At 32.4% G+C, this 26,436-nt stretch carries 27 protein-coding genes; 10 read left to right on the top strand and 17 right to left on the bottom strand.

Annotated features, from left to right (window positions below; translation table 11 throughout):
- Positions 1-54 precede the first annotated feature (54 nt).
- Positions 55-1,218, bottom strand: a complete 1,164-nt coding sequence (locus tag COE53_RS15550) for a D-alanyl-D-alanine carboxypeptidase family protein (protein ID WP_069031805.1) — start codon at positions 1,216-1,218, stop codon at positions 55-57.
- 192 nt (positions 1,219-1,410) lie between these two features.
- Between COE53_RS15550 and COE53_RS15545 the strand changes: the two genes are divergently transcribed.
- Genes COE53_RS15545 through COE53_RS15535 form a run of 3 tightly spaced genes read left to right on the top strand, consistent with a single transcriptional unit; the run spans position 1,411 to position 3,668 of the window.
- Complete coding sequence (locus COE53_RS15545) at positions 1,411-1,794, top strand: GntR family transcriptional regulator (protein WP_069031804.1); 384 nt, start codon at positions 1,411-1,413, stop codon at positions 1,792-1,794.
- Between the two features lies 1 nt (position 1,795).
- Complete coding sequence (locus tag COE53_RS15540) at positions 1,796-2,674, top strand: ABC transporter ATP-binding protein (RefSeq protein WP_180242436.1); 879 nt, start codon at positions 1,796-1,798, stop codon at positions 2,672-2,674.
- Positions 2,667-3,668, top strand: coding sequence for an ABC transporter permease subunit (locus tag COE53_RS15535; RefSeq protein WP_069031802.1), 1,002 nt, complete (start codon positions 2,667-2,669; stop codon positions 3,666-3,668). Before COE53_RS15540 ends, COE53_RS15535 begins: the two co-directional genes overlap by 8 nt.
- Positions 3,669-3,744: 76 nt before the next feature.
- On the opposite strand, the gene COE53_RS15530 is transcribed toward COE53_RS15535, so the two are convergent.
- Complete coding sequence (locus COE53_RS15530) at positions 3,745-5,043, bottom strand: NCS2 family permease (RefSeq protein WP_069031801.1); 1,299 nt, start codon at positions 5,041-5,043, stop codon at positions 3,745-3,747.
- A 357-nt stretch (positions 5,044-5,400) separates the two neighbouring features.
- Entirely contained in the window at positions 5,401-5,700 is a 300-nt protein-coding gene (locus COE53_RS15525; RefSeq protein WP_069031800.1) for a hypothetical protein, read from the bottom strand.
- Between the two features lie 339 nt (positions 5,701-6,039).
- Here COE53_RS15525 and COE53_RS15520 point away from each other — a divergent pair, with 339 nt between their 5' ends.
- The gene (locus COE53_RS15520) at positions 6,040-6,513 is read left to right on the top strand and encodes a hypothetical protein (RefSeq protein WP_069031799.1); all 474 of its coding nucleotides are present in this window, start codon (positions 6,040-6,042) and stop codon (positions 6,511-6,513) included.
- 126 nt (positions 6,514-6,639) lie between these two features.
- Here the strand turns inward: COE53_RS15520 and COE53_RS15515 are convergent, their stop codons facing one another.
- The 13 genes from COE53_RS15515 to COE53_RS15455 form a co-directional block, all read right to left on the bottom strand.
- Positions 6,640-7,584, bottom strand: a complete 945-nt coding sequence (locus COE53_RS15515) for a nucleoside hydrolase (RefSeq protein WP_069031798.1) — start codon at positions 7,582-7,584, stop codon at positions 6,640-6,642.
- A gap of 657 nt (positions 7,585-8,241) precedes the next feature.
- The gene (locus COE53_RS15510) at positions 8,242-9,549 is read right to left on the bottom strand and encodes a pyrimidine-nucleoside phosphorylase (RefSeq protein ID WP_069031797.1); all 1,308 of its coding nucleotides are present in this window, start codon (positions 9,547-9,549) and stop codon (positions 8,242-8,244) included.
- A gap of 96 nt (positions 9,550-9,645) precedes the next feature.
- Positions 9,646-10,464 (bottom strand): purine-nucleoside phosphorylase, encoded by an 819-nt coding sequence (locus COE53_RS15505; protein ID WP_069031796.1) that lies wholly within the window; start codon positions 10,462-10,464, stop codon positions 9,646-9,648.
- A 13-nt stretch (positions 10,465-10,477) separates the two neighbouring features.
- The gene (gene deoB / locus COE53_RS15500) at positions 10,478-11,659 is read right to left on the bottom strand and encodes a phosphopentomutase (protein WP_069031795.1); all 1,182 of its coding nucleotides are present in this window, start codon (positions 11,657-11,659) and stop codon (positions 10,478-10,480) included.
- Positions 11,660-11,945: 286 nt separating this feature from the next.
- Positions 11,946-12,647 (bottom strand): TerC family protein, encoded by a 702-nt coding sequence (locus COE53_RS15495; RefSeq protein ID WP_069031794.1) that lies wholly within the window; start codon positions 12,645-12,647, stop codon positions 11,946-11,948.
- Positions 12,648-12,974: 327 nt separating this feature from the next.
- Positions 12,975-13,721 carry a type I methionyl aminopeptidase gene (gene map / locus COE53_RS15490; protein WP_069031793.1) on the bottom strand — a complete coding sequence of 249 codons (747 nt, stop codon included), beginning with the start codon at positions 13,719-13,721 and terminating at the stop codon, positions 12,975-12,977.
- Between the two features lie 184 nt (positions 13,722-13,905).
- Positions 13,906-14,832, bottom strand: coding sequence for a site-specific tyrosine recombinase XerD (gene xerD / locus COE53_RS15485; protein ID WP_069031792.1), 927 nt, complete (start codon positions 14,830-14,832; stop codon positions 13,906-13,908).
- A gap of 6 nt (positions 14,833-14,838) precedes the next feature.
- A complete protein-coding gene (locus COE53_RS15480; protein ID WP_056466929.1) occupies positions 14,839-15,057 on the bottom strand; it encodes a YqzK family protein in 219 nt (72 codons plus the stop codon).
- Between the two features lie 201 nt (positions 15,058-15,258).
- A complete protein-coding gene (gene fur, locus COE53_RS15475; protein WP_056466931.1) occupies positions 15,259-15,708 on the bottom strand; it encodes a ferric iron uptake transcriptional regulator in 450 nt (149 codons plus the stop codon).
- 67 nt (positions 15,709-15,775) lie between these two features.
- Positions 15,776-16,426 (bottom strand): stage II sporulation protein M, encoded by a 651-nt coding sequence (spoIIM, locus tag COE53_RS15470; protein ID WP_069031790.1) that lies wholly within the window; start codon positions 16,424-16,426, stop codon positions 15,776-15,778.
- 251 nt (positions 16,427-16,677) lie between these two features.
- Positions 16,678-17,544, bottom strand: coding sequence for an alpha/beta fold hydrolase (locus COE53_RS15465; protein WP_069031789.1), 867 nt, complete (start codon positions 17,542-17,544; stop codon positions 16,678-16,680).
- Positions 17,545-18,045: 501 nt separating this feature from the next.
- Positions 18,046-18,732: a DUF975 family protein gene (locus COE53_RS15460; protein ID WP_069033358.1), complete on the bottom strand. Its 687-nt coding sequence runs from the start codon at positions 18,730-18,732 to the stop codon at positions 18,046-18,048.
- 78 nt (positions 18,733-18,810) lie between these two features.
- A complete protein-coding gene (locus tag COE53_RS15455) occupies positions 18,811-19,356 on the bottom strand; it encodes an NUDIX domain-containing protein (protein WP_069033359.1) in 546 nt (181 codons plus the stop codon).
- Between the two features lie 90 nt (positions 19,357-19,446).
- On the opposite strand from COE53_RS15455, the gene mciZ reads away from it, so the two are divergent.
- The gene (gene mciZ / locus COE53_RS24500; protein ID WP_139116353.1) at positions 19,447-19,596 is read left to right on the top strand and encodes a Z-ring formation inhibitor MciZ; all 150 of its coding nucleotides are present in this window, start codon (positions 19,447-19,449) and stop codon (positions 19,594-19,596) included.
- A gap of 37 nt (positions 19,597-19,633) precedes the next feature.
- Positions 19,634-20,542, top strand: a complete 909-nt coding sequence (locus COE53_RS15450; RefSeq protein ID WP_069033360.1) for an aldo/keto reductase — start codon at positions 19,634-19,636, stop codon at positions 20,540-20,542.
- Positions 20,543-20,570: 28 nt separating this feature from the next.
- Here COE53_RS15450 and COE53_RS15445 read toward each other — a convergent pair whose 3' ends face one another.
- The gene (locus COE53_RS15445) at positions 20,571-21,068 is read right to left on the bottom strand and encodes a GrpB family protein (RefSeq protein WP_069033361.1); all 498 of its coding nucleotides are present in this window, start codon (positions 21,066-21,068) and stop codon (positions 20,571-20,573) included.
- 355 nt (positions 21,069-21,423) lie between these two features.
- Here COE53_RS15445 and COE53_RS15440 point away from each other — a divergent pair, with 355 nt between their 5' ends.
- The 4 genes from COE53_RS15440 to hcp all read left to right on the top strand — a co-directional run bounded on the left by COE53_RS15440 (position 21,424) and on the right by hcp (position 26,257).
- Positions 21,424-21,900, top strand: coding sequence for a MarR family winged helix-turn-helix transcriptional regulator (locus COE53_RS15440; RefSeq protein WP_069033362.1), 477 nt, complete (start codon positions 21,424-21,426; stop codon positions 21,898-21,900).
- Entirely contained in the window at positions 21,900-23,417 is a 1,518-nt protein-coding gene (locus COE53_RS15435; RefSeq protein WP_069033363.1) for an MDR family MFS transporter, read from the top strand. The genes COE53_RS15440 and COE53_RS15435 overlap by 1 nt, the downstream gene beginning before the upstream one ends.
- Before the next feature lie 175 nt (positions 23,418-23,592).
- Positions 23,593-24,672: a glycerophosphodiester phosphodiesterase gene (locus tag COE53_RS15430; protein ID WP_286162583.1), complete on the top strand. Its 1,080-nt coding sequence runs from the start codon at positions 23,593-23,595 to the stop codon at positions 24,670-24,672.
- A 295-nt stretch (positions 24,673-24,967) separates the two neighbouring features.
- Complete coding sequence (gene hcp, locus COE53_RS15425; RefSeq protein ID WP_069033364.1) at positions 24,968-26,257, top strand: hydroxylamine reductase; 1,290 nt, start codon at positions 24,968-24,970, stop codon at positions 26,255-26,257.
- Positions 26,258-26,436: the final 179 nt, after the last annotated feature.

Raw genomic sequence — 26,436 nt, 5'->3', positions numbered from 1 at the left:
ACTAGTGGTAAAACGCCAAATCTTTTAGTAATACTCGAAATTAGTCGGAAAAAATCAGTTGAATCCCCCAACAGAACGTTTAAATAAATCGTACCAATTAGCTTTACTTACCGATTTATTAGCAACTAAGTCTGTTTTAGATAAAACTTTAGTACCTTGTTTTAATATTAAAACTCCGACAACTTGCCCTTTTTTAATTGGGGCTTGAATATTTTTGTTCAGCTGAATATCTTTCGTAATTTTATTCAACTCTTGACCTTTCTTTAATACAACTGAAACTGGGCTTTTAGTTATAACATTTACACCTTTAGACTTACCTTTACTAATACTAAGCCTTTCGATATTCTCACCTTGTTTAATTAATTGCTTTACTTGATATTGATTAAATGCATAATCAAGTAAATTTGTCATTTGTGCATTTCTTTCTTTAGAAGTTGGTGCACCCATAATCACACTAACTACTCGCATGTTGTTCTTCTTAGCAGTTGCTGTTAAACAATATTTTGCTTCTGCAGTAAATCCAGTTTTCAATCCATCCGCTCCTGGATAAAAACGAACTAGTTTGTTCGTATTAACTAGCCAAAATTGTTTTTCAGTATCTTTTCTCAAATAATCTTCATAAGTACCAGTAAACTTCGTGATTAATGGATATTTCAAAAGCTCTCTTCCCATGATTGCCATATCATACGCAGATGAATAATGACCAGGTGCAGGAAGCCCAGTTGGATTTTCAAAATGTGTATTTTTTAATCCTAACTGTTTTGCTTTTTTATTCATTAAAGCGACAAACGCCTCTTCTGTACCTGCAATTTTCTCTGCCATTGCGACCGATGCATCGTTTCCTGATGCGATTGCAATTCCTTTTAGCATTTCTTTTACTGTCATTTCTTCACCAGGTTCTAAGAAAATTTGTGATCCACCCATTGACGCAGCATGTTCACTTGTCATTACTTTATCATCTAACCTGAGTTTTCCTTTATTGATTTCTTCCATAATAATAAGCATTGTCATAATCTTAGTCATACTTGCTGGTGGAAGCTCTTTTCTAGCGTCTTTTTCATATAAGATTTTTCCAGTATCTTGTTCAATAATTACGGAAGATAATGCACTTTTTGCCAAACTTACATCATTATTTTGTGTCTCTCTTGCATTTACTTTAGGTAGTGATAAAGAAAAGATCATAACACTACTTAAAAGAGTTAGTAATACCCTTTTCATCTATAACCCTCCATTCTTTTCATACATATTTTTTCCAAATATAAGTAGTTTAATCAACCTCAGAAGAAAATATTAGAAAGAATGGAACTATTTACATACATGAAAACATATGATATAAGTAAAGTGTATTAATCACATCCATACACTTAATACACTCCATACACTTAAGAAAACATTTGAGGTGGTGATCTCTTGATAATTATTTTAGACCCAAGAAGCCATTTACCCCTTTGGGAGCAAATTGTTCTACAAACAAAAGAACAAATGCTAAGAAAGATTTTGGTAAATGGAGATAAACTTCCTTCCGTACGTGAATTAGCAACTACATTAGTGATCAATCCAAATACTGTTAGTAGAGCCTATCAAGAACTAGAGCGCACTGGAGTCATCGAAACGATTAGGGGTAAAGGAACATTTGTAATTGGTTTAACAAAAGAGACTGTTACAACAGATACCCTTTTAAAATATAAAAATAAACTTTCAAATTTATTAATTGATTGTTTAACAGATGGAGTAAAAGAGGAAGAAATAATGAATTGGGTAAAAGAGTTCTATTCTAATAAAGGAGCTGAGTAGTTTGTTGAAAATCCATCATTTAAGTAAAAAACTCGATGAACATGAAGTGTTAAAAAATCTAAACTTTCAAATAGAAAAAGGTAAAATTACAGGCTTAATCGGTAGAAATGGGGCTGGTAAAACGACACTTTTAAGGACAATCGTTGGCATTCTATCTCTAGACGAAGGCTCAATCAGTATTGATGATGAAGAGATTAACTCATCACCTAATACTAGAAGACAAATTGCATATATGAGTGATTCTACAAATTTCATTAATCAATATAGTGTGAAAGAGCTTATTACAATCTATGAAAATTCATATCCAAACTTCAATAAACACAAATTTCTAGAAGCATTAAATAAATATAAATTACCTAATACTTCTTTACGTAAATACTCAAAAGGGATGAAAACACTTATCTATTTACTATTAACCTTTTCAACAGATGCAAAATATGTCATTTTAGACGAACCAACTAACGGTTTAGATCCAGTCGTTAAACGGACAGTTTTGCAACTAATCATTGAATATGCAAGCACAAATTCAGTCGGTGTGATTATTTCATCACATCATCTCGCTGAGCTAGAAAAAATAATTGATCAATATTTATTTATTAAGGATGGACGAATTAATTCAATCTCTACAATGGAAGAAAGTACGAGTCAATTTTATAAATTACAAGTAGCATTTGAAGACGGCTTACCTAAAATATTTGAAGATGACCCGTCTATATCTGTATTCTCAAAAACTGGCAAAGTAGCAATTATCATTATTAATGGAAATAAGAACGAATATATAAAACGAATGGAAAAAGAAAATCCGCTCCTTTTAGAAGAACTTCCATTGACATTAGAGGATTTATTTTTCATAAATGATGGAGGCGACTTATATGTTTAGTAAAGCATTGTGGCTAATTAATTCCAAGCAATCTAGACTTGCACTTATTTTATTATATCTTGTCTATCTGATCATTCTTCCATTTAGCTATTACAATAACACTGACGAATTAAATCGAGCATTACTAACTAATCCTAGTAATCCGTACCTTTATATATCAGACTTTAGTATGCTAGCATTTATTTCACCGATCATTGTATTAATATTAAGTATTTTATTAATAGGGATTGGACGAAATACAGGAGGAATTGATTTCCAATTTTCGCTTCCGTACTCACCTAGAAAACTTTATTTATCAAAATGGGTATTTGGAATTGCTCATATTTTTATGGCGACTGTTGGATTAATTATTTTAACTCTATTAATCCATTACAATACGAATCTACACAAATATATTGATGCTTCATCATTTGTTACCATTTTTTCTGTCATATTCCTATTTACGATTGCTTTTTTTACAATTGGTCTATCGATTGGAACAATTACAGGTCATTATTTTTCTCAAACACTTTTCACTATTTTTACGATTTTCTCACCTAGTATTATCTATTTTAGTCTTTATTCAAACTTAAATGGTATCTTTAACTATCAATTACCTGACAAAAGCTTTGAAAAAACGATCACTAGTTGGTCTATTCCATATCAAGCAGGCCAACTATCAATTTCAAAGGATTTTAATGAAAAAATCGTTCATTATCCAACTATAGACTACGGAAATTTAACGATCATTATCCTTTATATCGTTGCATTTCTACTAATTGGTTTATTATGTTATAACAGATCTGCGAATGTCAATAACGGCAAATTATTCGTTTATAAAAAATTCGGTTTATTCGTAAACGTCTTATTTGTCTATCTTTCAGCGACATTAATCGCTTTATTAACATCTACCATTGCAAATGGAAATAACACGATTATTTACGTGATTGGATTAATAATTGGTACTGTTGTTGGCTATTTCTTCTATAAACGATTAAATAAATTTTTTGATTAATGTTTTGCAAAATCTAAATTTCTAAAAACAACAAATTAAAAAGCGCTGGTTCTAGTAAAAGAATCAGCGCTTTTTTTTATGCAATAAAGTTTAATGCAAAACGTACAAAGAATAATGCTGAAATTGCCACCATATATGGTGTGATTTCAGTTTTCTTACCTGCTGCCATTTTTACTAATGGATAAGCAATAAAACCGAATGCAATTCCGTCAATAATACTATATGTTAAAGGGATGAATGCTAAAATTAAGAAGGCTGGTATTGCCTCAGTAGGATCATCCAATTGAATATCTGTAATATGTTTAACCATTAATGAACCGATAATAATTAAAATTGGTGCAATCGCAGATGTTGGTATATATGCGATTAATGGCATAAAAAGTAAACATCCTAAAAATAAAAATCCAGTTACAACAGAAGTAAGACCTGTTCGACCACCAGAACTGATCCCTGCACTACCTTCAACAGCAATAACTGTTGGACTAGTTCCAAGTAAACCGGATAAAATAATACCAAACGCAGTTCCTTGAACAACCTTTTGTTGCTTATGCTCTTGGTTCATCATGCTTAATTGACCATGAATAATACCGATTGATTCGAATAATACAACCATCGTTAACGAAAATACTGCAATCCAAAATGGAAAACTCAACACATGAGTAAAGGTCAGTTGTCCGACAACCTCACTAGCAGATTTCATTGTAATTTTTGTTGTATCATGTGCTTTTTCAATTCCACCATGTAAAATGAATGAAATGATTGTACCTAAAATAACCGTAATTAAAAAGTTTGCAGGTACATTTTTAATAAAAAGATAAATTGCAATACCTAGCGTAATAACTGTTGCTAAAACATCCACATTTGTAAAATTTGCAATCGATACAAACGTACTTTCATTTTTTACAACAATCCCACCAGCTTGAAGTCCGATAAACGTTAAGAAAAATCCAATTCCAACTGTAATTGCACTTTTTAGAGATAATGGAATCGCAGTTGTTAATTTCTTAATTAATTTTGTGAATGATAAAATTGATAATAAGATTCCACTTACAAATACAACAGCAAGTGCTTCTTTCCAATTCATTCCCATTTCTCCAACCATTGTATAAGTAAACAATGCGTTGATGCCCATTCCTGGTACTAATACTAAAGGTGAATTACTCCATAATCCCATCATAACGCTTCCAAAGAAAGCTGACAGAATTGTGGCAATCATTGCACCTTGGAACGGTATACCTGCATCATGCAAAATTGTACTATTAACGGACAAAATATAGACAAGTGTTAGAAATGAAACTGCACCTGCAATCAACTCCGTTTTAATGGTCGTACCGCTACCTTCAAGATTAAACTGTTTGTTCAATAAATTTTTCAAAGAAATTCCTCTCTTTTAGTGTCTCCCTCTCCCACCCATGCAACAAGGCACGATTACAATTATACTAAATTTAATCAAATAATTAAACAAGAAAATAATTTTCTTTAGTGTTTTAATGACAAGTGCTTCACGATCACAACAATACTAACAGTTTCTCAACTTGTTATAACTTATAGTTATTTAGTGTTTCGTTTAGAAAAATATTTTTTATGATTAAGTTGATTGGAAATAAAAAAGTACTTGATTTATATAAGAAATACATGGGCAAAAGACCTCAAGTTGTTAGGCAACACCTTAGGCCCCTGCTGCTTAGAGGAACGTGAGCATCACTAATCCCCGTAATTGAAACAATTAATATTAGGCATTTCCATAATAATCAGCCATATAGATAAAACCTTTTTTTCGAAGGATATAATTTTCTTCATTTAAAGAATAACATTTTGCGTGTTCATTTTTTAGGAATTCTTTATCACCCTGATTATGTTCTTGGTCATCTGCAATTTCAGACTTTACGGCTAAAATAGGATGGCCATTAAAAAATACATGAGTCCTCAATGCAATAGATGGTGAAGAATGTAATACAAAAAATAAAATGATCGGTATTAATATTACCGGACTAAACATCAGAATGATTTCTTTCCACGTCGTTTGTCTCAATTTACACCTCTTATTTCATAATAACTTTTTATCATTCTTTTTGTTAATTAAATAAAGGAACTGATTTAAGCTCAGGTAGTCTTGCTTTTGAAGAACTTCAATTAATTTGTCTAATTTATTTTTCTTGATTATGTGTTAATTCGCTAAAAACTTTTTAACTCCTTTGTTCTGTAATCATCCTCTATTTGAACTGGAAGTTCGATCATATATTAGACTTAAATATATATTAGTTGTATACCGATTATATTAAAACAATATAAGGATTCACTAATTTCTCCTATATTTTTTTAATTTCATCTCGTAAGATGAAACTAGAGAATTAAATTAGGAGTGTGTATTTTGAAGGAATTATTAAAGAAAGTGTCAGCAACAATTGGTTTTACATTGCTAGTTACAAGTCCCATTATCTTCCCAATGTTGTTTTTTATATTTGGGATGTCCACTGACGCCGATGGTACTGGGGCAGGTGGGGAATTATCAGGATCGTTTTACTTTACGATGTACTTGTTAGTCTATTTTATTGCCATCATACTGATAACTTCTATTATTACTAAATTGATAATCAATAAAAGTATTGGATTTAAGCTTATTAGCTGTACTGTTTTGTTGTTTTTACCCTTTATTTTACAGAAATTTTCATTCACTGAAATGTATGGCTTCCTATTCATTCCAATAGGGGTTATTTTATTAATCACTTTTGCAGTCTATAATAAACTTGATACGTGGAAAAAGCCTTTTATTTGGTTTTTAATCATCTTTCCATATATCATTTTTGCACTTATGTTATTGGGTAGCTTAAGCTTAAGTATTTAAAAAAAATAATAATGTAACAATAAGCAAAAACAAACCCTTGCTTAATATGGCAAGGGTTTGACAAAAGTAGCAATAAAGCTAAAGTTCGATTCAATTAATTTGATAATTTCTCTATTAATTTTTAATCTAGAATTTCTCCCCGGTCATAACAGACATAAAATCCTTATAAAACCCTTCATAATCTAATCCTACTGCGATATGTTGTTGAGGTCTCCCCTCAAATTTCTCTGGGGTATCGGTTACACGAAAATCTGCAATACTTTGACCTCTAGCCACATCGGTTGAATCAATTACAACAGCGGATTGATAAAATTTAAAAAGATCGCTACGAATGACTGCCATGAGAGTTACCGCATCATGAACTGGACTCCCTTTTATGCCGGGTACCTTCTTTTGATAGAAGTTGTAATAATAGAAATCTAATAATGGTTTTACAAGATCTGTTTTCCCTTTAGAATGAATATAATTGGCCATTGAAGGAGTAACGATGGCATTTTGTGTTACATTTAATGGGAAAATATAAGCACCTTCTACATACTTCATTACGATATTTGCTGCGATCGGATCTCCATGAATATTCGCTTCTGCAATTGGTGTAACATTTCCCGGATATAGAAAGGCCCCACCCATGATATAGTAAGAATTAACACTTTTCATCAGATCTTCGTATAAGATAAACAGGGTGGCTAGCGAGGTTAACCTCCCAGTATTTACAATAATTAGTTCATGCTTATACTGCTCAATCAAATCGATAACTTCACAAAAATTTTCTAAGTTCTCCAACTTTAAACCCGGATCGATTGGACCTAAACCGAATGGACCATGTATATCAAGGTAATAGGTTGGGACCTCCCCCGTCATTGGTTTCTCAGCACCTCCATAGACTTTAATATATTCTTTTCCTGACCTTTTAAGTAAAAACCGAACATTCCTGGTCGTTTCTAATTTAGATACATTCCCATAATCCGCCACAATCCCAATAATATCAATATCTTCTGTTAATCGTGCATAAACCAAAGCGATCGCATCATCAATACCAACATCACCGAAGAATAACACTTTCTTTCCCATTAGATTAGCTCCCTTTATATCAAAACTTTAGAACATTTCTTTTATTATTTATTCCTTTGATATAAAGGTATGTTGTTATCTTTTTGAAAAGTATAAAAAAAAGATCGTATATTATTAACTTAAAAAGTAACATGACATTTTGTTTAATAATTAGAACAAAAAAAGCTATTCTCATCTTTAGAGAATAGCTTTTTCATGTTGTTGAAAAACAACCTTGTCAATTTAATTACCAAATTTTCGAAAAAGGGGTAGAGTGATGTTGATTTCCANNAGCCTTCCCGCTAATCCCATAGGAGTCGAGCACCCTTTCGTTCCAATCAACTTATTCATCGAAAAAAGTCTGCAATAAATCCTAATCAGATTGCCTTTACTAGAGTAACCCAACTATTTTATATTAATCAGCTTGTAGTTCAATAAATATCGAACATTAATTAAACTAATCAACTGAATTTGTTTTATAAAAATTAGTCCATAGTATTTTAATCTTCTGAAAAAATCATTACTAGTGATTATTGGAATCATGAAATTACTCAACCATATTAACATTTAAAACCTTAATAGATCATCCCAGAAATGATAATTTCATCATTAAATAAATCTTCATTTAATGTCCGTTTTCCTATTGACCATTTTATATTTCAACACTTTGAAAAAGTTTTAAGCTTCCATAATTAAATCGTAAACTAATGTAGGTTCTTCTACTTTTTCTGTAGAAATTTTAATGTTTTCTAGTAAGTCTTTTTCAACTTCACTAATATCTTCTGTGCTTGAATATACAGTAACTAAAGATTCACCTTTTTTAACTGCTTCGCCTACTTTTTTGTTCAGCATTAATCCAACAGCTAAGTCAATAACTGATTCTTTTGTTGCACGTCCTGCACCTAATTTCATAGCCGCTGTTCCAACTGCATCAGCGACGATTTGTGAAACATAACCGTCTTGCTGCGCTACTACTTCTTGTACAAATTTAGCTTGAGGTAGTTTTGATGGATCATCTACTACTGAACCGTCTCCACCTTGAGCTACTAAAAATGCTTTAAATACTTCTAAAGCTTTTCCGTTTTTCATATTTTCTAGAAGTTTAGCTCTTGCTTCTTCTAATGTTTCAGCTTTTTTAGCTAATACAACCATTTGGCTTCCTAATACTAAGCATAATTCTTCTAAATCTTTTGGACCTTCACCTTTAAGCGTGTCAATTGCTTCTTTCACTTCTAATGCATTACCAATCGCAAAACCTAATGGTTGGCTCATGTCAGAAATAACTGCAACTGTTTGTCTTCCGACGTTGTTACCAATCTTAACCATCGCTTTAGCTAAATCACGTGCATCATCAATATCTTTCATAAATGCACCTGCACCAGTTTTAACATCTAAAACAATCGCGTCAGCACCAGCAGCGATTTTTTTACTCATAATTGAACTTGAAATTAATGGGATTGAATTAACAGTTGCTGTTACATCACGTAGTGCATATAACTTTTTGTCAGCAGGTGTTAAATCTCCTGTTTGTCCGATAACGGCTAATTTAATATCATTTACTTGTTTAGTAAATTCTTCTTCTGTTAATTCAACATGGAAGCCTTCTACAGCTTCTAATTTATCGATTGTACCACCAGTGTGACCTAAACCACGTCCGCTCATTTTGGCAACAGGTATATCTAAAGAAGCTACTAATGGACCTAATACAAGTGTAGTTGTATCACCTACTCCACCAGTTGAATGCTTATCAACTTTGATTCCCTCAATGTTAGAAAGGTCAATTGTATCACCAGAATGTACCATAGCCATTGTTAAATCACTATATTCTTTTTCAGTCATACCTTTTAAGAAAACTGCCATTGCAAAAGCACTCATTTGGTAATCAGGTACACTACCATCTGTGAAACCTTTGATTACAAAATTAACTTCTTCCGTTGTTAATGTTTTTCCGTCACGTTTTTTTTCGATTAAATCTACCATTCTCATTTTTGAAACGCCTCTTTCTAATTTGTATAGATTACTTCTAATGAAAAGTGACTTCCACATAATGTAGAAGTCCTTTTATATTTGTTAACTTTTGAATTAACCAATTTTACGAATAATCTCTTTTACTAATGATAAAAATGATTCTCTTACTCTTTGTGTTGTTTCTATAACTTCTTCATGGTTTAGTGGTTGGTCTAAAATGCCCGCTGCCATGTTTGAAATACATGAAATACCAAGTACTCTTAATTCAGCATGACGTGCCACAATTACTTCAGATACTGTTGACATCCCAACAGCATCAGCACCTAATGTTCTAAACATGCGAATTTCAGCTGGAGTTTCATAAGATGGTCCTGTCAGTGCAGCGTAAACTCCTTCTTGAAGTTTTACATCTACTTCACTAGCAGCACTTTTTGCAATTTCTCTTAATTCACGGTCATATGGATAAGACATATCTACAAAACGAACGCCTAGCTCTGGGTTATTTGGTCCAATTAGTGGACTAGTACCAGTAAAATTAATATGGTCTGTAATTAACATTAAATCACCAGGTTCGTATGAAGTATTAACTCCACCTGCAGCATTCGTTACGATTAATTTTTCTACACCTAATTCTTTCATGATACGTACAGGGAATGTTACTTTTTCCATGCTATATCCTTCGTAGTAGTGAACTCTTCCTTGCATTGCTACTACTTCAATACCGTGTATCGTTCCAAAAACTAGTTGTCCTTCATGCCCTTCTACTGTTGATGTTGGGTATTCAGGAATCGTATGATACGGAATTTTTTCTTGGTTTTCTATTTCATCAACCAGTACTCCTAAACCTGATCCTAAAATCAATCCAATTTTAGGCTGTCTGTCAACTTTACTTTTAATAAAATCAGCGGCTTTATCGATATTTTCTTTATTCATATGTAACTCCACCTTATCTCAATTTTTCAAAAAAACTTGATCCATGTGATGGCATTGCAACTTTAAAGTTTTCTGCAATGGTTGCTCCAATATCAGCAAAAGTTTTTGGTATTTCTAATTCTTTACCTTCTGAAAACTGTTTACTATAAACTAGTAATGGAACATATTCTCTTGTATGGTCTGTACCAGTATATGTCGGATCATTTCCATGATCGGCAGTAATCATTAATAAATCATCTTCTTTTAATAAATCAAATACTTCAGGCAATCTTGCATCGTATTCTTCTAAAGCTTTACCGTAACCTAGTGGATCTCTTCTATGACCGTATACTGCATCAAAATCAACTAAATTTAGGAAGCTTAAACCAGTGAAGTCCATTTTTAATGTTTCAACTAATTTATCCATACCGTCCATATTTGAAACTGTACGTAATGCTTTCGTAATTCCTTCACCATCGAAGATATCAGCAATTTTACCGATTGAAATTACATCAAAGTTTGCATCTTTTAATTCATTCATAACAGTACGTCCAAATGGTTTTAATGCATAGTCATGACGATTTGGTGTACGTTTGAAGTTCCCAGGCTCACCTACAAATGGTCTGGCGATTACACGACCAATCATGTACGGATCATCTAATGTTAATTTACGTGCAATTTCACAATAACGATATAAATCTTCTAAAGGAACAACTTCTTCATGAGCTGCAATTTGTAAAACAGAATCAGCAGACGTATAAACGATTAAATCGCCTGTTTTCATATGCTGTTCACCAAGTTCAACTAATATCTCGGTTCCAGAAGCAGGTTTATTTCCAATTATTTTACGATCAAAATGGGTTTCCAATTCACTTATTAATTCTTTAGGGAATCCATCAGCAAAAACTTTAAATGGTTTATCAATGTGAAGACCCATGATTTCCCAATGTCCAGTCATTGTATCTTTACCAACTGATGATTCTTCCATTTTTGTGTAATAAGCAAGTGGCTTTTCGGCCTTTGGAACCCCTTTCAATTCTCTAATATTACTTAGTCCTAGTTTTGCCATGTTCGGCATATGTAAACCATTCATTTCTTCAGCAATATGGCCTAGTGTATCTGAACCAACATCATTAAATTTTTCTGCATCAGGAGCTTCTCCGATCCCTACAGAATCCATAACAACGAGGAACACTCTATTAAATTTTCTATTCATTTGTTTTCCTCCTAACTCATCGAAACAAACTGAAACTTAAATGATAGCGTCAGATGTCTGACAACTAAAGTATACTTATTGTCCTAATTCTTTTCAAGAATTATATTTTCCAATTTGTGTCTATTGATACTATAATTCCCCAGAATCCTGTTAATTTGACATAAATATTTCATAATTATTTTCTTTTTTTTTAGTCGCTAATAAAAATGATATGCGAAAATTTCTGCTTACATACTGTATTGCAAAATAAAAAGCCCAAGCTTTATAAGCTGGGCCTTTTATCGTATTATGCTGTTTGATTTTCTGAACTTGTAACTTGATGTTTTTGTGCTTTTCTTTTAGCAACTATTGTACCAGCTGCAATTACGATTGCTGTCATGACAATTTTAAACGCTAAAGCAATTGTATTATTTTCAAAAGCATCGTTAATCATTTTTTCATGAGTAATCATACCAGCAGCAGTCCAAGCTAAGATACCTGAACCAATTGTTGTTATAATTGGGTATTTGTTCATAATTTTCATTAATAATGAGCTTCCACCAACAATAATTGGAATTGAAATTAAAATACCAATTACGATTGCAACTAAGCTACCATGTGATACACCAGCTAAAGCTAAAACATTATCAAGACTCATTAACGCATCAGCAATGATAATTGTTCGAACTGCTCCCCATAATGTTGCACCACTTTTAACTTCACCATGTCCTGAATCATCGACTAATAATTTAAATGCAATCCATAATAACATTAAACCACCGATTGCATAGATAAACGGAATTTTTAATAAATACACGATTACTGCTGCAAATACTATACGTAGTCCAATTGCACCTAAAGTACCAAATAATACTGCTTTTTTCTTTTGGTCTGCTGGTAAGTTTTTCGCTGCTAATGCGATTAGAATAGCATTGTCACCACTTAATAACAGGTCGATAAAAATTACATTCAATAGTACGCCAATACTTAATCCACCTAATAAATCCATGACTCTTCCCCCTTATGAAACTACTATTTTTAATTAAACAACCTGTACTGTGACTACAAAATAAAAAGACCTTTGCCAATAGTTGTAATTCTACGGCAAAGGTCTTGCTGAGCACACATATGTATGCCAACAAAGCCGATGAGAATTTCTTCTCATGTAATGACGACTTTGTTTCAGGATCTCTCCTGACGCTACTCCCCTTTGGAGTATTCGATTGTTTATTAATAATATAATAGTATTCTAGCTAGTCCATTATGTCAATAGATTTTTAATTGGTTTTTAATTATAGTTTTTATGCTTTCATTATCAATGCAAATAATAATTAACTTATTGCATTGTTAATATTTTTGGTCCATTACTTGTAATTGCTAAAGTATGTTCATATTGGGCTGAATTTTTTCCATCTCTTGTTCTTGCAGTCCAGCCATTTGAATCCATTGTTGATTGCCATGATCCTAAATTAATCATTGGTTCAATCGTAATGACCATCCCTTCACGCAGTCTTAAACCTTTACCTGCCATACCGAAATGAGGAACATATGGCTCTTCATGAAGAGTTGGTCCTATGCCATGTCCGGTAAAATCACGCACAACAGAATAACCTAATGACTCAGCATAAGATTGAATCGCAAAACCAATATCACCAATACGGTTTCCTACTACAGCTTGCTCTATCCCTTTATATAGGCATTCTTGCGTAACTTTTAATAAATCTTTGTTTTCTTTAGCTATATTTCCTACACCGTATGTCCAAGCCGAATCAGCAAGCGCACCATTTAAATTTACAACCATATCAATCGTTACAATATCTCCATCTTTTAATGGTTTTTTACGAGGAAATCCGTGGCAAATCTCATCATTAATTGATGCACAAGTTGCATATTTATATCCTCGGTAACCTTTTTGCTCCGGTTTTGCACCATTTTCTGCTAAAAACTTTTCAACAAATTGATCGATTTCCCATGTAGTAATCCCCGGTTTAATCATTTTGGCAATTTCCTTATGCGTAGCAGCCAATAAAGTACCTGCTTCATTCATTAAGTTAATTTCACGTTCAGTCTTAATCGTAATCATTTATTTCATCCTTTCAAGTCACCTAGTTTCAGTTCATCTATGATTAATTTAATATATTATGCTATTCACATTATAACAATCATTATCCAAGAAAAAAGAGCTTAATTTAAGCTCTTAATGTGTAAATAAAATTTTAATAATCTGAGTTTCAGGCTGATTCAAGCGTTTGGCGGACAGTCTGAAATTAAGCTCTTGGATGAAACTCTTTATAAACATCCTTAAGTCTATTTTTCGTTACATGTGTATAAATTTGAGTTGTAGATATATCTGCATGTCCTAGCATTTCTTGAACTGATCTTAAATCAGCGCCATTTTCTAATAAATGTGTTGCAAATGAATGACGTAAAGTATGCGGTGTTAGTTCATGTTGAATATTTGCTTTTTCGGCTTGTTTTTTTAAGTTTTTCCAAAATCCTTGTCTAGACATTCTATTTCCATGATGATTTAAGAAAAATGCATCATTATTTTTTTTACCCTTTAATTCATTTCTCGACAATTTTAAATAATTTTCAATTGATTCAATCGCAAGTTTACCTAAAGGAATAATTCGTTCTTTACTTCCTTTACCAAAACATCGCACAAATCCCATTGTTAAATTAATGTCAGATAGATTTAATGATAATAACTCTGACACACGCATGCCAGTAGCATATAACAATTCTAACATTGCCTTATCTCTAATACCAAACGTAGAGTGATCAGGTACTTCTAATAAAGCCTCTACTTCCTGTAGTGATAAAACCTTTGGAAGTACTTTTGGCGCTTTTGGAATTTCTATTAAGAGTGAAGGATCGTCTTTCATACCATCAACCTCACGAATTAAAAATTGATGAAATGAGCGAATTGTTGCTAATTGACGAGCCATTGTTCGAGCTGTTAAATCTCTTTCTTTTAAATATTTTAAATAACTAATAATATGTAACCTAGTTATATTTGAGAGACCATTTATATTTTCAACAACGTCCAAATATTTTCCGTAGCTTTCTAAATCCTTACCATATGATAGAATTGTATTTTTAGATAAACCTTTTTCAACTTGGATAAAATGGATAAAATCCTCCGTAGCAAAATCAAATTCTTTTTTAAAAGGTGTTTTATCAGTCGTTGTCACATTTCATTACTCCCCGTTTTGATAAAACCGTACCAATTGGTTAAAAGCACCATCCTTTTTATGAATGTCCACCTTTAACATTGAGCCTTCTGGTCGGTCATATCGATGCATATTTTCATATTCAGAATGAATCCATTGAATAGCAAAATAAAATAAAATTGTACATGTAATGAATAAAATTGTAACTTTTATTACATTAAAAACAATACTTGCTCTTTTTTTCATATGACCACCACCTTTTGCTAGAAGTAAAGACATCATTACTACATACTATGCAAAAATAGGACAAATCATACTTCAAAAAATCAACATTAATCATTCAGTGTCATTTTTAGAACATGAAAAAGAGCAGACTCTTTTTATTGAACTGCTCCGTCTTTTAAGAATCAAAAATAAAATGATTTTAATTAAATTAAAATCATTTTACTACTCTTCGTTTTGATCATGGCAACGATGACATACACCATGAAATGATAATCGATGATCTTTAATTTTAAAATTCCAACGTTCTTCAACTGTCTTTTCAACTTCACTTAATAGATTTTCATGAATTTCATCTACTGCTCCGCAAACCGTGCAAATTAAATGATGGTGAAAATGTTGCGCACCTTCATGTCTTAAGTCGTATCTTGAAACGCCATCACCAAAATTTATTTTATCAACAATTGTTAACTCAGTTAGTAATTCTAACGTACGATAAACAGTAGCAAGTCCAATTTCTGGCGATTTTTCTTTCACTAGGAGGTAAACATCTTCTGCACTTAGGTGATCTTCTTCGTTTTCTAATAAAACACGAACAGTGGATTCCCGTTGTGGTGTTAATTTGTATCCTGCTAAATGTAGTTGTTTCTTTATTCGTTCAACTCGTTCTTCCATTCTTTTCACTCCCTCGCCACTTGATAATAATTATAACAAAGAAAGAGAAAGTGTCAAAAATTATTTGTTAATTTTTTGAAACAATTATTTCAGAGATGGCTTTTAAAAAATAAGTTGAACCATATGCCTCAATAATACTTGCAATACTTAGGCAAACCGCAACAACTCCAAAGACAATAGAATACGAGACTAACTGTTTCATAATTGGTTCATTATCATTTTTAATAAATTGTTTTCGAATCATTCGAATGGATAGCTGAACTGCTAAAACTGTTAATAGTATATATAATGGTAAAACGATAACATTTTGTGGGAAAACTGAAGAAAATGCTAATAAAATACCGTGCCAACCTAATTGATTGACTAAAAATCCAACTGTAAATCCAACTACCAATCCTTTCATAAATAATAAAATAAGAATGATTGGTAATCCGATAATTGAGATCCCTAAAACCCAAATCAATGCTAAAAACTTCAAATGAGAAGAATAGCTAGAAAGGAATACTTCATTTCCGCTAATATAATCACCATTATTAACTTGTCCAAAAAAATGTGTAATAAAGGATAGAATATCCTGCTTTTGACTCACATTCATACTATTTACGATGACTGCTCCAAATACTACACCAAAAAGTAAGATCACACTAACAAAAATATAGAGTGACAAATAATCTTTAACATGTTTTTTCATCGTTGATTTGACTGAGCTTCTTGTCATGATATCATCTCCTGGACTATATTCTCTCTTCATTTTATGAATGGACAAGTAATTTATTCTATTAATTTATTAAAGTTGGAAAATTAATAATAAAGAAAAAGTGGCTTTTGTTCTTATTTTATAGAGAGGAGTAATAAGTTTTGTTCCAGGATACTCGCTGTTCGTGGGGCGAAATTGAATTATTTCAACAAAATTATTAAAAAAAATATAAAAAGCTGTTTAAGTCAGGCAACGACTAAAACAGCTTTGTTTTAATTTAATAATTCAATTTGTTTTTTTATGATCTGACCAATCGATTTTGCATTTTCTTCATTATTTCCATAAATAGTTGAATGTGTGTGACCTTCTAATGTTTGACGGTTCCCTTGATTCGTTGTTTCACAATATTCAATATGATATTTTTCGACTTTATGTAGTAATTCCTTTTTTTTCTTCAGATTAAGCTGTAAACCACTTTGATTTGAAGCTGTTAATACTAGTAAAGGAATATTCATATTAATTTTTAATGCGTCCTTTATTCGTAAGTTACTATAATTTAGATTTTTCCACTCACTGACAACAGTCTTCCAATGTTTATAGCTTTTAACTGCGCTAATCATTTCCAACTGATTATCTGGGGCCGTTTTCAATATTTTATTAATTAGCTTATTTGGAATTACCTTAGTAAGATTAAATTGGTTCGCGTTCTTCATCATTATCGCAAATTGATAAAGTAACTTATCATAAAATTTCTGCTCATGCTCCTCTAGAGTCGGATGTGTTGGATCGAGTAAAATCATAGATTGGATAGCATTTGGAAAAAGACGAGACAATTGGAATACAATATATGCTCCCAGAGAATGCCCTACAGCAATTAATGGACTTTTAATATTTAATGCTAATAACATATCATAGCATTCAAAAGCTTGTTGCTCTGTTGATCGTTCTGTTGTCCATATTCCACTTTTTCCATAACCTAAGCGATCGTATGTAATAACTTTGGCATATTTACTCAACTCTTCTTGTAAATACTTCCATTGATGAAGAGTATGCATCATTCCACATTCTAAAAGAACTGTGACTTTGCCATCCCCTTTTACTCGAACGTGATATGTGCCAAGTTCACCATTAACAAACAATATTCTCACCTTCATCGTATTTGATTAGTTGTCTTATTGTATTCATTTTTCCTGTTTTCTATTTTATCTACCTTCTCAATTAAATTACCAAATTTNNCATAGGAGTCGAGCACCCTTCCGTTCCAATCAACTTTTTCATCAAAAAAAGTCTGCAATAGACCTTAATCAAATAGCCTTTACTTAGAGTATCTTAACTGTTGTAAATTAAGTATCTTCTAGGTCAATAAAAATGGAACATTAATTAAACTAATCAATTCAATTTGTTTTTCTTAAAATTAGTTCATAATATTTTAAACTTCTGAAAATGCCATTACTAGTGCTATTAGAATCATGAAATTACTCAAACAGATTAATATTTAAAACCATTAATAGTCATCCAGAAAATGCTAATTTCATCTTTAATTAACTGTTCATTTAATCTCCGTTTTCCTTATTGACCATTTTATATTTCAACACACAGAAAAGACGTTAAAAAAATTAACGTCTTTAGTCTTAAGATTTTTAAATTGTTTCCTTTTTTTCTTCGTAGGCTTCTTTTACTTCTGCATAGAATTGAGCCTGAGTAGTATAAAAGTATGGTGCTACATAAAACAATGCAAGCCCAAAAGTGATGATGACTAATAGACCCCAACCGATGAATGAAAGTACTAATAAAAAGTATTTCCATTTATACCCATCCATCATTCTTCTACTTAATGTAATGGCATCAAGGGCATTCATTTCTGGATAATCTTTTAAAATATAGCCAACTTGTGAATAAGCAATCGATTTGATAATACCAGGAATGATTAATAAAAGCGTCCATAATACTGTAAATAAAGTTACTAAAAACCCAACTATTATTCCTCTTATAAATTGATGACCACTTTTAAAATAGTAAAATAAGTCCGATATGCTTTTTTCCTCATCACGAATCAACTTTAAAAAGTAAACAAGTAATCCATAACCTAGTAATGTATTTATGATCGCAGATATAACTTCAATTACTGTAAGTACCCCACCTGGAATTAGTTCTTGTTGTTTTGAACTTGGAAATAAAGTTCCAGTGTAATGCTTATCTACTGGTGCATTAAGTAACATATAAATAAGTCCTTCTAAAATACCAAAAATTACTAACGTTAAAATCGCTTTTCCCCAATTACCGGATAAATGACTTTTAGCTGTTTTTTTAATTGACGAAATTCTCATCTACTCATCCTCTCAAAAAATGTCACTTTATTTTAACATGTTTATTACCATATTTTGAGATTTATTTTTAATTTTATTTTAATTTTTTTGTAATAATTGTAAATATTGGACTGCAAAACATGTTTTTGCATCATGGATTGAACCTTTTTTTAGTTCCTCTAGACACTCATCTAATGTTAACTCAAACATTTCAACAAATTCATCTTCGTCTAACGCAGCACTATTTTCTAATTTCTTTAAACCTTTTGCTACATATATATGTATGTACTCATCTGCAAACCCCGGTGAAGTATAAAAAGATTGGATATGCTCCCAATTTGCTGCTTCATATCCTGTCTCTTCTTCTAACTCTCGTTTAGCTGTTACAAGTGGCTCTTCGCCTTTTTCTAGTTTTCCTGCTGGAATTTCTAGAAGACTTCGTTCTAGCGCTTTTCGGTACTGCTCAACAAAAACAATTTTTCCTTCATTTGTAATTGGAATAACAGCCACGGCGCCAGGATGCTTTACGATTTCACGCGTACTGGTATTTCCATTCGGTAATTCTACCTTTTGATGATAAAGAGATATAACTCTTCCTGTGAATACTTTTTCTTCTGCTAGTGTTTTTTCTTCAAATTTTTTCATTTTTTTCATCACCTTGTTCTATTTAATATGGTTGTCACATACATTTTATCATTTATTTCATTTAAATACTTTCTGAAATGAGGTAGTCTGATGAAAATGTGTATGACGGAAAATTCTGTTGTCCTCGTGGGCTCCAAAACAGAAATTTTAAAAACCCTCGAAGTTATTAGTATGCAATATAAAACCGTTCAAGAATGGATTCAAAACTCAAATGGCAAGCTTCTCTATGTTGTAAAATAATTCTCTTTTCCCTACAATTAAATTTGGAGGGATTTATATGAAAAAACGTAAGCTTGGTTCTACTTTATTAGAAATATCCGAAATTGGTTTAGGATGTATGTCTCTTGGGACAGAAGAAAATGAGGCGATTTCGACTATTCATGCCGCAATCGATGCTGGCATCAATTACTTTGATACTGCTGATTTATATGATTTTGGTAAAAATGAAGAAATCGTTGGAAAAGCTTTAAAAGGTCGTAGAGATCAAGTCGTTATTGCAACGAAAGTCGGAAACCGTTGGAATAATTCAAATGATAAATGGGATTGGGATCCATCGAGAGCATATATTAAAGAAGCTGTAAAAGACAGTTTACGCAGGCTAAATACAGATTATATCGATTATTATCAACTTCACGGTGGGACTATCGAGGATCAATATGAAGAAACTATTTTTACTTTTGATGAACTAATAAAAGAAGGCTTAATTCGCCATTATGGAATTTCTTCAATTCGTCCGAATGTTATTAATCGATTTGTAAATCATTCATCTATACAAGGTGTTATGATGCAATATAATGTACTAGAGCGTAGGCCTGAAGAATTTTTTCCGCTTTTCGAAAAACATACTATTTCTGTCATTGCACGTGGTTCCGTGGCAAAAGGGCTATTAACTAGTAAATGGGAAAAGAAACTATCTAACAAGGGCTATATGTCTTATTCAGAACAAGAATGTAATGATACAATCCACAAGCTTCTCGGGCTTCTCGATGAGAAACAATCCTTACATAGCTTAGCTTTACAATATGTTCTTTCTCATAAAGCAGTTTCATCATTAGCTGTTGGAGCTAGAAATAAAGAACAATTACTAGATAATATTAACGCTTACTTTGCAAAACCATTAAATTCACAACAAATCGCCCAAATAAAAGAAATTTCACTTCTTACGAAATATGAAGAACATCGTTAAGCCACTCCTTCCTTCCCTGGAAGGAGTGTTATTTCTTCCATCTACTTGCTTTTCTATCGATTTCATCTAAAAATTCTTTTCGTCCTCTTTTATATTCTGATTTGTTTTCAGCAAGTTCTTTTTTTAATTTTATATATTCCATTGCTTGATCAGTATGCGCAATCATATACTCCCTAAATGCAATATTTCGTTCAACAGCAGCATTTCCTTTTGCGTATACTTGAATATGAAAACTACAATTATCATCACATTTGATAAAAAATCTTCTGTCTTGATTAGATTGGTCCCCCAATTGTTCGTACCCTATTGTTTTTAGAACATCACTATACTCATCAAACTTTTTTAAGCATTTGACTACGATCATTAAGTCAATGATTGGCATCGCAAACATATTCGGAATTGAAGTACTCCCTATATGATAAATCGCTGCTTTCTCCGGTAATAATAGATCAATTGCCTTTTTTTCAGACTGAAAATCATCTTCCCAGGAAGTACGATAAGGTACAATTTCAATATTCTTATTCATCTGTTTCCACCTACACTTTTTTCATTTACTTCCTTTTATAGCATTCGTTAAAGGACACTTAATTATTGAAAAAATTAATTAGTGAAGTAAGCGCATAAAAAAAGATTTGATGACTTTTTACCTATCTCCCAATCCCTAGAATTAAGCTATTTCAAATTATATAACCTAATCCCTTTTTCCTTTGTCATACTTAAAAAATGTTCAAAAATCATAATTTAATACTAAATTAAATTTTGGTTAAAATACTCACAATTTCTTCTTTAATTGGTTCCTTTGAATTATAATTATTTTAGTTACTAAGATATTTAGTTACGTTAACTTTTTAGTACTTCCTATATTTTAAGGAGAGAATGAAATGTCAGAAAACCCAATCATTCGAAGTGAATTTATTCCATCTCTAATAATGGAATTTAGAAAATTTAGCACTTCTATCGTTCTTTTTAACGAAGGGCTTGCCTCAAACCTTCATTTAAATGCGACTGATTTACGATGTCGAGAGTTACTTTGCCATACTGGTCCGATTACAGCTGGAAAGTTATCTCAATTAACACATCTTTCTACTGGTGCTATAACAGGCGTTATTGATCGACTTGAAAAAGTCAACTTTGTTGAACGTATTCAAGATCCGAATGACCGTAGACGAGTAATAATTAAACCTGTATATGAACGTGATGATGAATTATCAGAGCTTTTTAAACCATTATCTGACTCTCTTTCTAATATTTTTAATCAGTATGATGACAAAGAGTTAACATTATTATTTAAATTTTGGAATGATATAAATGAATTGATTCCAAAAGAGACTAAAGCATTAAATAAGGGGGAAACTTAATGGTTTCAAAAGACAGCAAGGTTGGCTTTGTCGTAGCAGGTCTATTATTAGGAATGCTAATGGCAGCTATGGATAATACAATTGTTTCAGCTTCGATGCCGACAATTGTTGGAGAACTAGGTGGTTTAGATCAATTCATTTGGGTAACCTCTGCATATTTGGTTGCTACTATGGCAAGTATGCCGATATTTGGTAAGTTATCAGATATGTATGGACGTAAACGATTTTATTTATTAGGACTTATCATTTTCTTAATTGGTTCTGCATTATGTGGAACAGCAAATAGTATTGTTCAATTAAGTGTTTATCGTGCGATTCAAGGAATTGGTGGAGGCTCACTAATGCCAATTGCATTTACTATTATTTTCGATATTTTCCCACCTGAAAAACGAGGAAAAATGACTGGTTTATTTGGTGCAGTTTTTGGTCTTTCTAGTGTATTTGGACCACTTTTAGGAGCATATATTACTGATCAAATTGATTGGCGTTGGATTTTCTATATCAACTTACCTTTAGGTATTATTTCTTTATATTTAATTTCTCAGTTTTATAAAGAAAATCTACACCTTAGAAAACTTAAAATCGACTGGTTTGGTGCAATTACACTTGTCGGCTCTGTTGTCAGTTTAATGTTTGCACTTGAACTTGGTGGAAATGAATACGATTGGAATTCTGGTCCAATTATTTCCTTATTTGCAATCTTTGCAGTATTGTTTATCGCATTTATTCTAATTGAAAGAAAAGTTGAAGAGCCAATTATTTCATTTAGCTTATTTAAAAAGCAGCTATTTGCGGCAACTCAAGGTGTTGCATTTTTCTACGGTTCTGCTTTTATTATTACGACTGTATTAATCCCACTTTTTGTTCAATCAGTTTACGGTGGTACAGCTACAAATTCTGGTATCATTCTTATTCCGATGATGCTTGGTTCTGTTGTAGGTAGTCAGGTAGCAGGACAATCGGTACGTAAATTTAGTTATAGAAGCATTATGTTAGTTTCAGTTGTTTTATTCTTTATTGGAATGTATTTATTAAGCACATTAGACACTAACACAGCTCGATCAACCGTAACGTTTTACATGATTATCGCTGGTCTTGGAATGGGTTGCTCATTCTCACTTTTAAGCATGGCAACTCAACACAAAATTGAACCTCAAAAACGAGGCATCGCTACATCAACAAATACTTTCTTTAGAACATTAGGTATGACAATTGGTGTTACTATTTTTGGTACAATTCAAAACCACGTATTTAAAAACAAAGTAAGTGATTTACTTGGTAATTTAGGTGCATTTGGCGGAAAAGTTGATTCACGTGCATTATTATCCGCTGATGCAAGAGCTAAAATTCCACCTGAAGTACTTCATAAAATCTCGGAAGCAATGGCCCATTCTGTTGCGACTACTTTTAAATGGACACTAATTCCGATTACTTTAGGTTTTATCGCGATTATCTTAATGGGTAAAGAAAAGTTAACCTTTGAAGTAAAAGAAAATAGAGCGAAAAAAGCTCAATAAAAATAAAGCCAAATCCGATCTAAGATGGATTTGGCTTATTTTTTCATCTGAAAAACTAATTATTTTTACATTTTTCAACATTTATTTACTTTTTTTTATTATTTTAATCATTTGAACTTTAAATTCGTCATCTATTCTTATAGAGTAATAGATTTATATGAGGAGATGATTAAAATTGAATGGGAAAAAGTTAATTTTAACAGCAATGACATCACTATTGGTATATTCAGGAGTTAGCCAAGTTTCAGCACAAACAACTACTGCGAATCAGAATACGTTTAAGCCATTTGGTCCAAAAGGATTTGACCTTCAAGCACACCGTGGAGGACTAGGGCTTACAGTTGAGTCAACTTTAGCTTCATTCTCTCATGCACTTGAACTAGGCGTAAGTACACTTGAGCTTGACGTACAAATAACAGAGGATCATCAAGCTGTTATTACGCACGACCGTAAGATTACAGGTACAAAATGCTCTGACACGAAACCAGCGTTCGTTGGTGATTCGGAGTACCCATACGTTGGAAAATACATAAAAGATTTAACGCTTACTCAAGTAAGAACCCTCGATTGTGGTTCAAAAGGTCTACCCCATTTCCCTGGTCAGCAACTAAGTCCTGGTGCTAGTATGCCACTATTAACCGAGGTATTTGATCTTGTAAAGAAATATAAAGCTAAAAAAGTGTGGATGAATATCGAAACGAAAGTTGAAGCTGGAGCACCAGAACAAACAGCTCCTCGCGAGGAATTCGTTCAAATCGTTGCCAAACAAGTACGTGAAGCTGGGATGTTGAACCAGGTGTCAATTCAAAGCTTTGACTGGGGTTCGCTCAAACTTATGCATGAAGTTGAACCACGATTGCCTCTTGTTGCGCTAACGAACGGACCAGAATTTCTACAACCTGGCAAACCTGGTAAATCACCTTGGTTAGGTGGAATCGATATTGATGATTTTAATGGAAATCTTGTTACTGCGGCTCATTCATTAGGTGTAGATGCAATATCTCCAGTCCATGGGTTCCCACAGGATGGCAAAATTACTGATGCGAACTACACGCCTTATATTACTAAAAGTATGGTTGAAGAAGCTCATCAGTACGGGATGAAGGTCATTCCATGGACAGTTGATGACCAACCAACTATGCAAAAGCTTATTGATGATGGTGTTGATGGAATCATAACCGATTACCCTGACCGACTACGTGATGTGATGAATCAGAATCATTTTAAGTTACCTAAAAGCTACTCTGCAAAGTAATTCATAAATTTAATTTCAGTCTTTTATTCTCTCATTATATAATTTTTTAAAATTATTGCTTTGTTAAATTTAAATATTGATTTTTGAAAAAAGGGTGTCTATTTAGGCACCTTTTTTTATTAGAAGATAAATATATTTCCTACTCTCTATTTGTTTTCTATGAATTTTAATTTTATATCCTTTTTTTTGAAAAAATTTATTTTTTAGTTTAGAGATTTCATGTGATTTAAGTCACAAACAATGATTATTCCCCCCCGTATAATGAAGTTAGTAAAAATTGTTAGGGGGATGAAGGATGTTTTGTAACCAATGTGAACAAACTCCGGTTGGTGGTTGTAAAATTGTAGGTGTATGTGGAAAAGATGAAACAATTGCAAGTTTACAAGATACGATGGTTTATGGGTTAAAGGGAATTGCAGCTTATCGAACACATGCAGCTCAATTAGGGTATACTGATCCATTTGTGGACCAAGTAACACATGAAGCTCTTTATATGACTTTAACAAATTCAAATTTTAATTTACAAGAACACATAGATATGGCTATGAAGGTAGGTAAAGCTGCAATTCGTGTAATGGAGCTTTTAGATGAAGCTCATATAAAACATTTTGGAATTCCTGAACCTGTACAAGTTTCTTCTAATAAAATTGAAGGAAAATGCATTGTTGTTACTGGTCACAATTTATTTGCATTAGAAGAATTGTTAAAACAAACAGAAGGTAAAGGGATAAATATTTACACTCACTCTGAAATGCTACCAGCTCACGGTTATCCTGAATTGAAAAAATATCCACATTTAAAGGGTAACATTGGAAAAGCATGGTTTGATCAACGTCGTTTATTTGAAAAATTCCCAGGAGCAATTTTAGCAACCACGAACTGTGTGATGCCAATAAAAGGTAGTTATGCAGATCGCTTCTTCTCATATGAAGTGGCGGGATTAGAAGGAGTAACAAAGATTATAGAGGAAGATTTTTCACCATTAATTCAACGTGCTTTAGAACTACCAGCAGCAAATATCGAATCAGAAGAAGTAATGACTACTGGATATCATCATGAAACAGTTTTATCGATTGCGCCTGAAATTGTAGAAGCTGTAAAAAACGGGAAAATTCAACGCTTCTTTGTTGTAGCAGGTTGTGATGCCCCAGGAAAAGGTGGAGAATATTATCGTGAACTTGTAACTTCTTTACCGAATGATACAGTGGTTTTAACAACATCTTGCGGTAAATTTCGCTTTAATGATGTAGACTACGGTACTGTATATGGTACAAATATTCCTAGATTTATAGATTTAGGGCAATGCAATAATTCAGTTTCAACAATTAAAATTGCGGCTGCATTAGCAGAAAGTTTTAATTGTAGTGTCAATGAATTGCCAGTAAGTATTATACTTTCTTGGTTCGAGCAAAAAGCCGTGGCCATATTATTAGGGTTATTTAGCCTTGGAATCCAAGATATTCGAATTGGACCAAAAGCACCTGACTTTATCAATGAGGGAGTATTGAATGTATTAGTTGATACATTTGGTTTAAAATTAATTACAAATGCTCAAGACGATTTGGAAACAATATTACAAGGATAATAGCCTGAATGAACAAGGAACTTCTCTTCAATGAGAAGTTCTTTCTGTTGAAAAAGGAAGTTGTCAATTAATTTTATCACTGATAAATAAGTTGTGTGGTATGATTTCCACTACAGTGTGCTCGCTTTCCATGGGGCGAGATTCTTAGCCTCCTCGGCAAGCCTGCGGGGGCTCAGCCC

Source organism: Bacillus sp. AFS029533 (assembly GCF_002585125.1).
GTDB classification, from domain to species: Bacteria; Bacillota; Bacilli; order Bacillales; family Bacillaceae_G; genus Gottfriedia; species Gottfriedia luciferensis_B.
This window is presented reverse-complemented; position numbering and strand designations above follow the sequence as displayed.

Coding starts and splice junctions, on each gene's coding strand:
- COE53_RS15535 (WP_069031802.1), top strand. CDS start 2,667: ATGTTTAGTAAAGCATTGTGGCTAATTAATTCCAAGCAATCTAGACTT.
- COE53_RS15515 (WP_069031798.1), bottom strand. CDS start 7,584: ATGGGAAAGAAAGTGTTATTCTTCGGTGATGTTGGTATTGATGATGCG.
- fur (WP_056466931.1), bottom strand. CDS start 15,708: ATGGAAGAACGAGTTGAACGAATAAAGAAACAACTACATTTAGCAGGA.
- COE53_RS15550 (WP_069031805.1), bottom strand. CDS start 1,218: ATGAAAAGGGTATTACTAACTCTTTTAAGTAGTGTTATGATCTTTTCT.
- deoB (WP_069031795.1), bottom strand. CDS start 11,659: ATGAATAGAAAATTTAATAGAGTGTTCCTCGTTGTTATGGATTCTGTA.
- COE53_RS15460 (WP_069033358.1), bottom strand. CDS start 18,732: ATGAGAATTTCGTCAATTAAAAAAACAGCTAAAAGTCATTTATCCGGT.
- COE53_RS15480 (WP_056466929.1), bottom strand. CDS start 15,057: ATGAAAAAAAGAGCAAGTATTGTTTTTAATGTAATAAAAGTTACAATT.
- hcp (WP_069033364.1), top strand. CDS start 24,968: ATGTTTTGTAACCAATGTGAACAAACTCCGGTTGGTGGTTGTAAAATT.
- COE53_RS15435 (WP_069033363.1), top strand. CDS start 21,900: ATGGTTTCAAAAGACAGCAAGGTTGGCTTTGTCGTAGCAGGTCTATTA.
- mciZ (WP_139116353.1), top strand. CDS start 19,447: ATGAAAATGTGTATGACGGAAAATTCTGTTGTCCTCGTGGGCTCCAAA.
- COE53_RS15505 (WP_069031796.1), bottom strand. CDS start 10,464: ATGAATAAAGAAAATATCGATAAAGCCGCTGATTTTATTAAAAGTAAA.
- map (WP_069031793.1), bottom strand. CDS start 13,721: ATGATTACGATTAAGACTGAACGTGAAATTAACTTAATGAATGAAGCA.
- COE53_RS15450 (WP_069033360.1), top strand. CDS start 19,634: ATGAAAAAACGTAAGCTTGGTTCTACTTTATTAGAAATATCCGAAATT.
- spoIIM (WP_069031790.1), bottom strand. CDS start 16,426: ATGACAAGAAGCTCAGTCAAATCAACGATGAAAAAACATGTTAAAGAT.
- COE53_RS15495 (WP_069031794.1), bottom strand. CDS start 12,647: ATGGATTTATTAGGTGGATTAAGTATTGGCGTACTATTGAATGTAATT.
- COE53_RS15510 (WP_069031797.1), bottom strand. CDS start 9,549: ATGAGAATGGTAGATTTAATCGAAAAAAAACGTGACGGAAAAACATTA.
- COE53_RS15440 (WP_069033362.1), top strand. CDS start 21,424: ATGTCAGAAAACCCAATCATTCGAAGTGAATTTATTCCATCTCTAATA.
- COE53_RS15455 (WP_069033359.1), bottom strand. CDS start 19,356: ATGAAAAAATTTGAAGAAAAAACACTAGCAGAAGAAAAAGTATTCACA.
- COE53_RS15445 (WP_069033361.1), bottom strand. CDS start 21,068: ATGAATAAGAATATTGAAATTGTACCTTATCGTACTTCCTGGGAAGAT.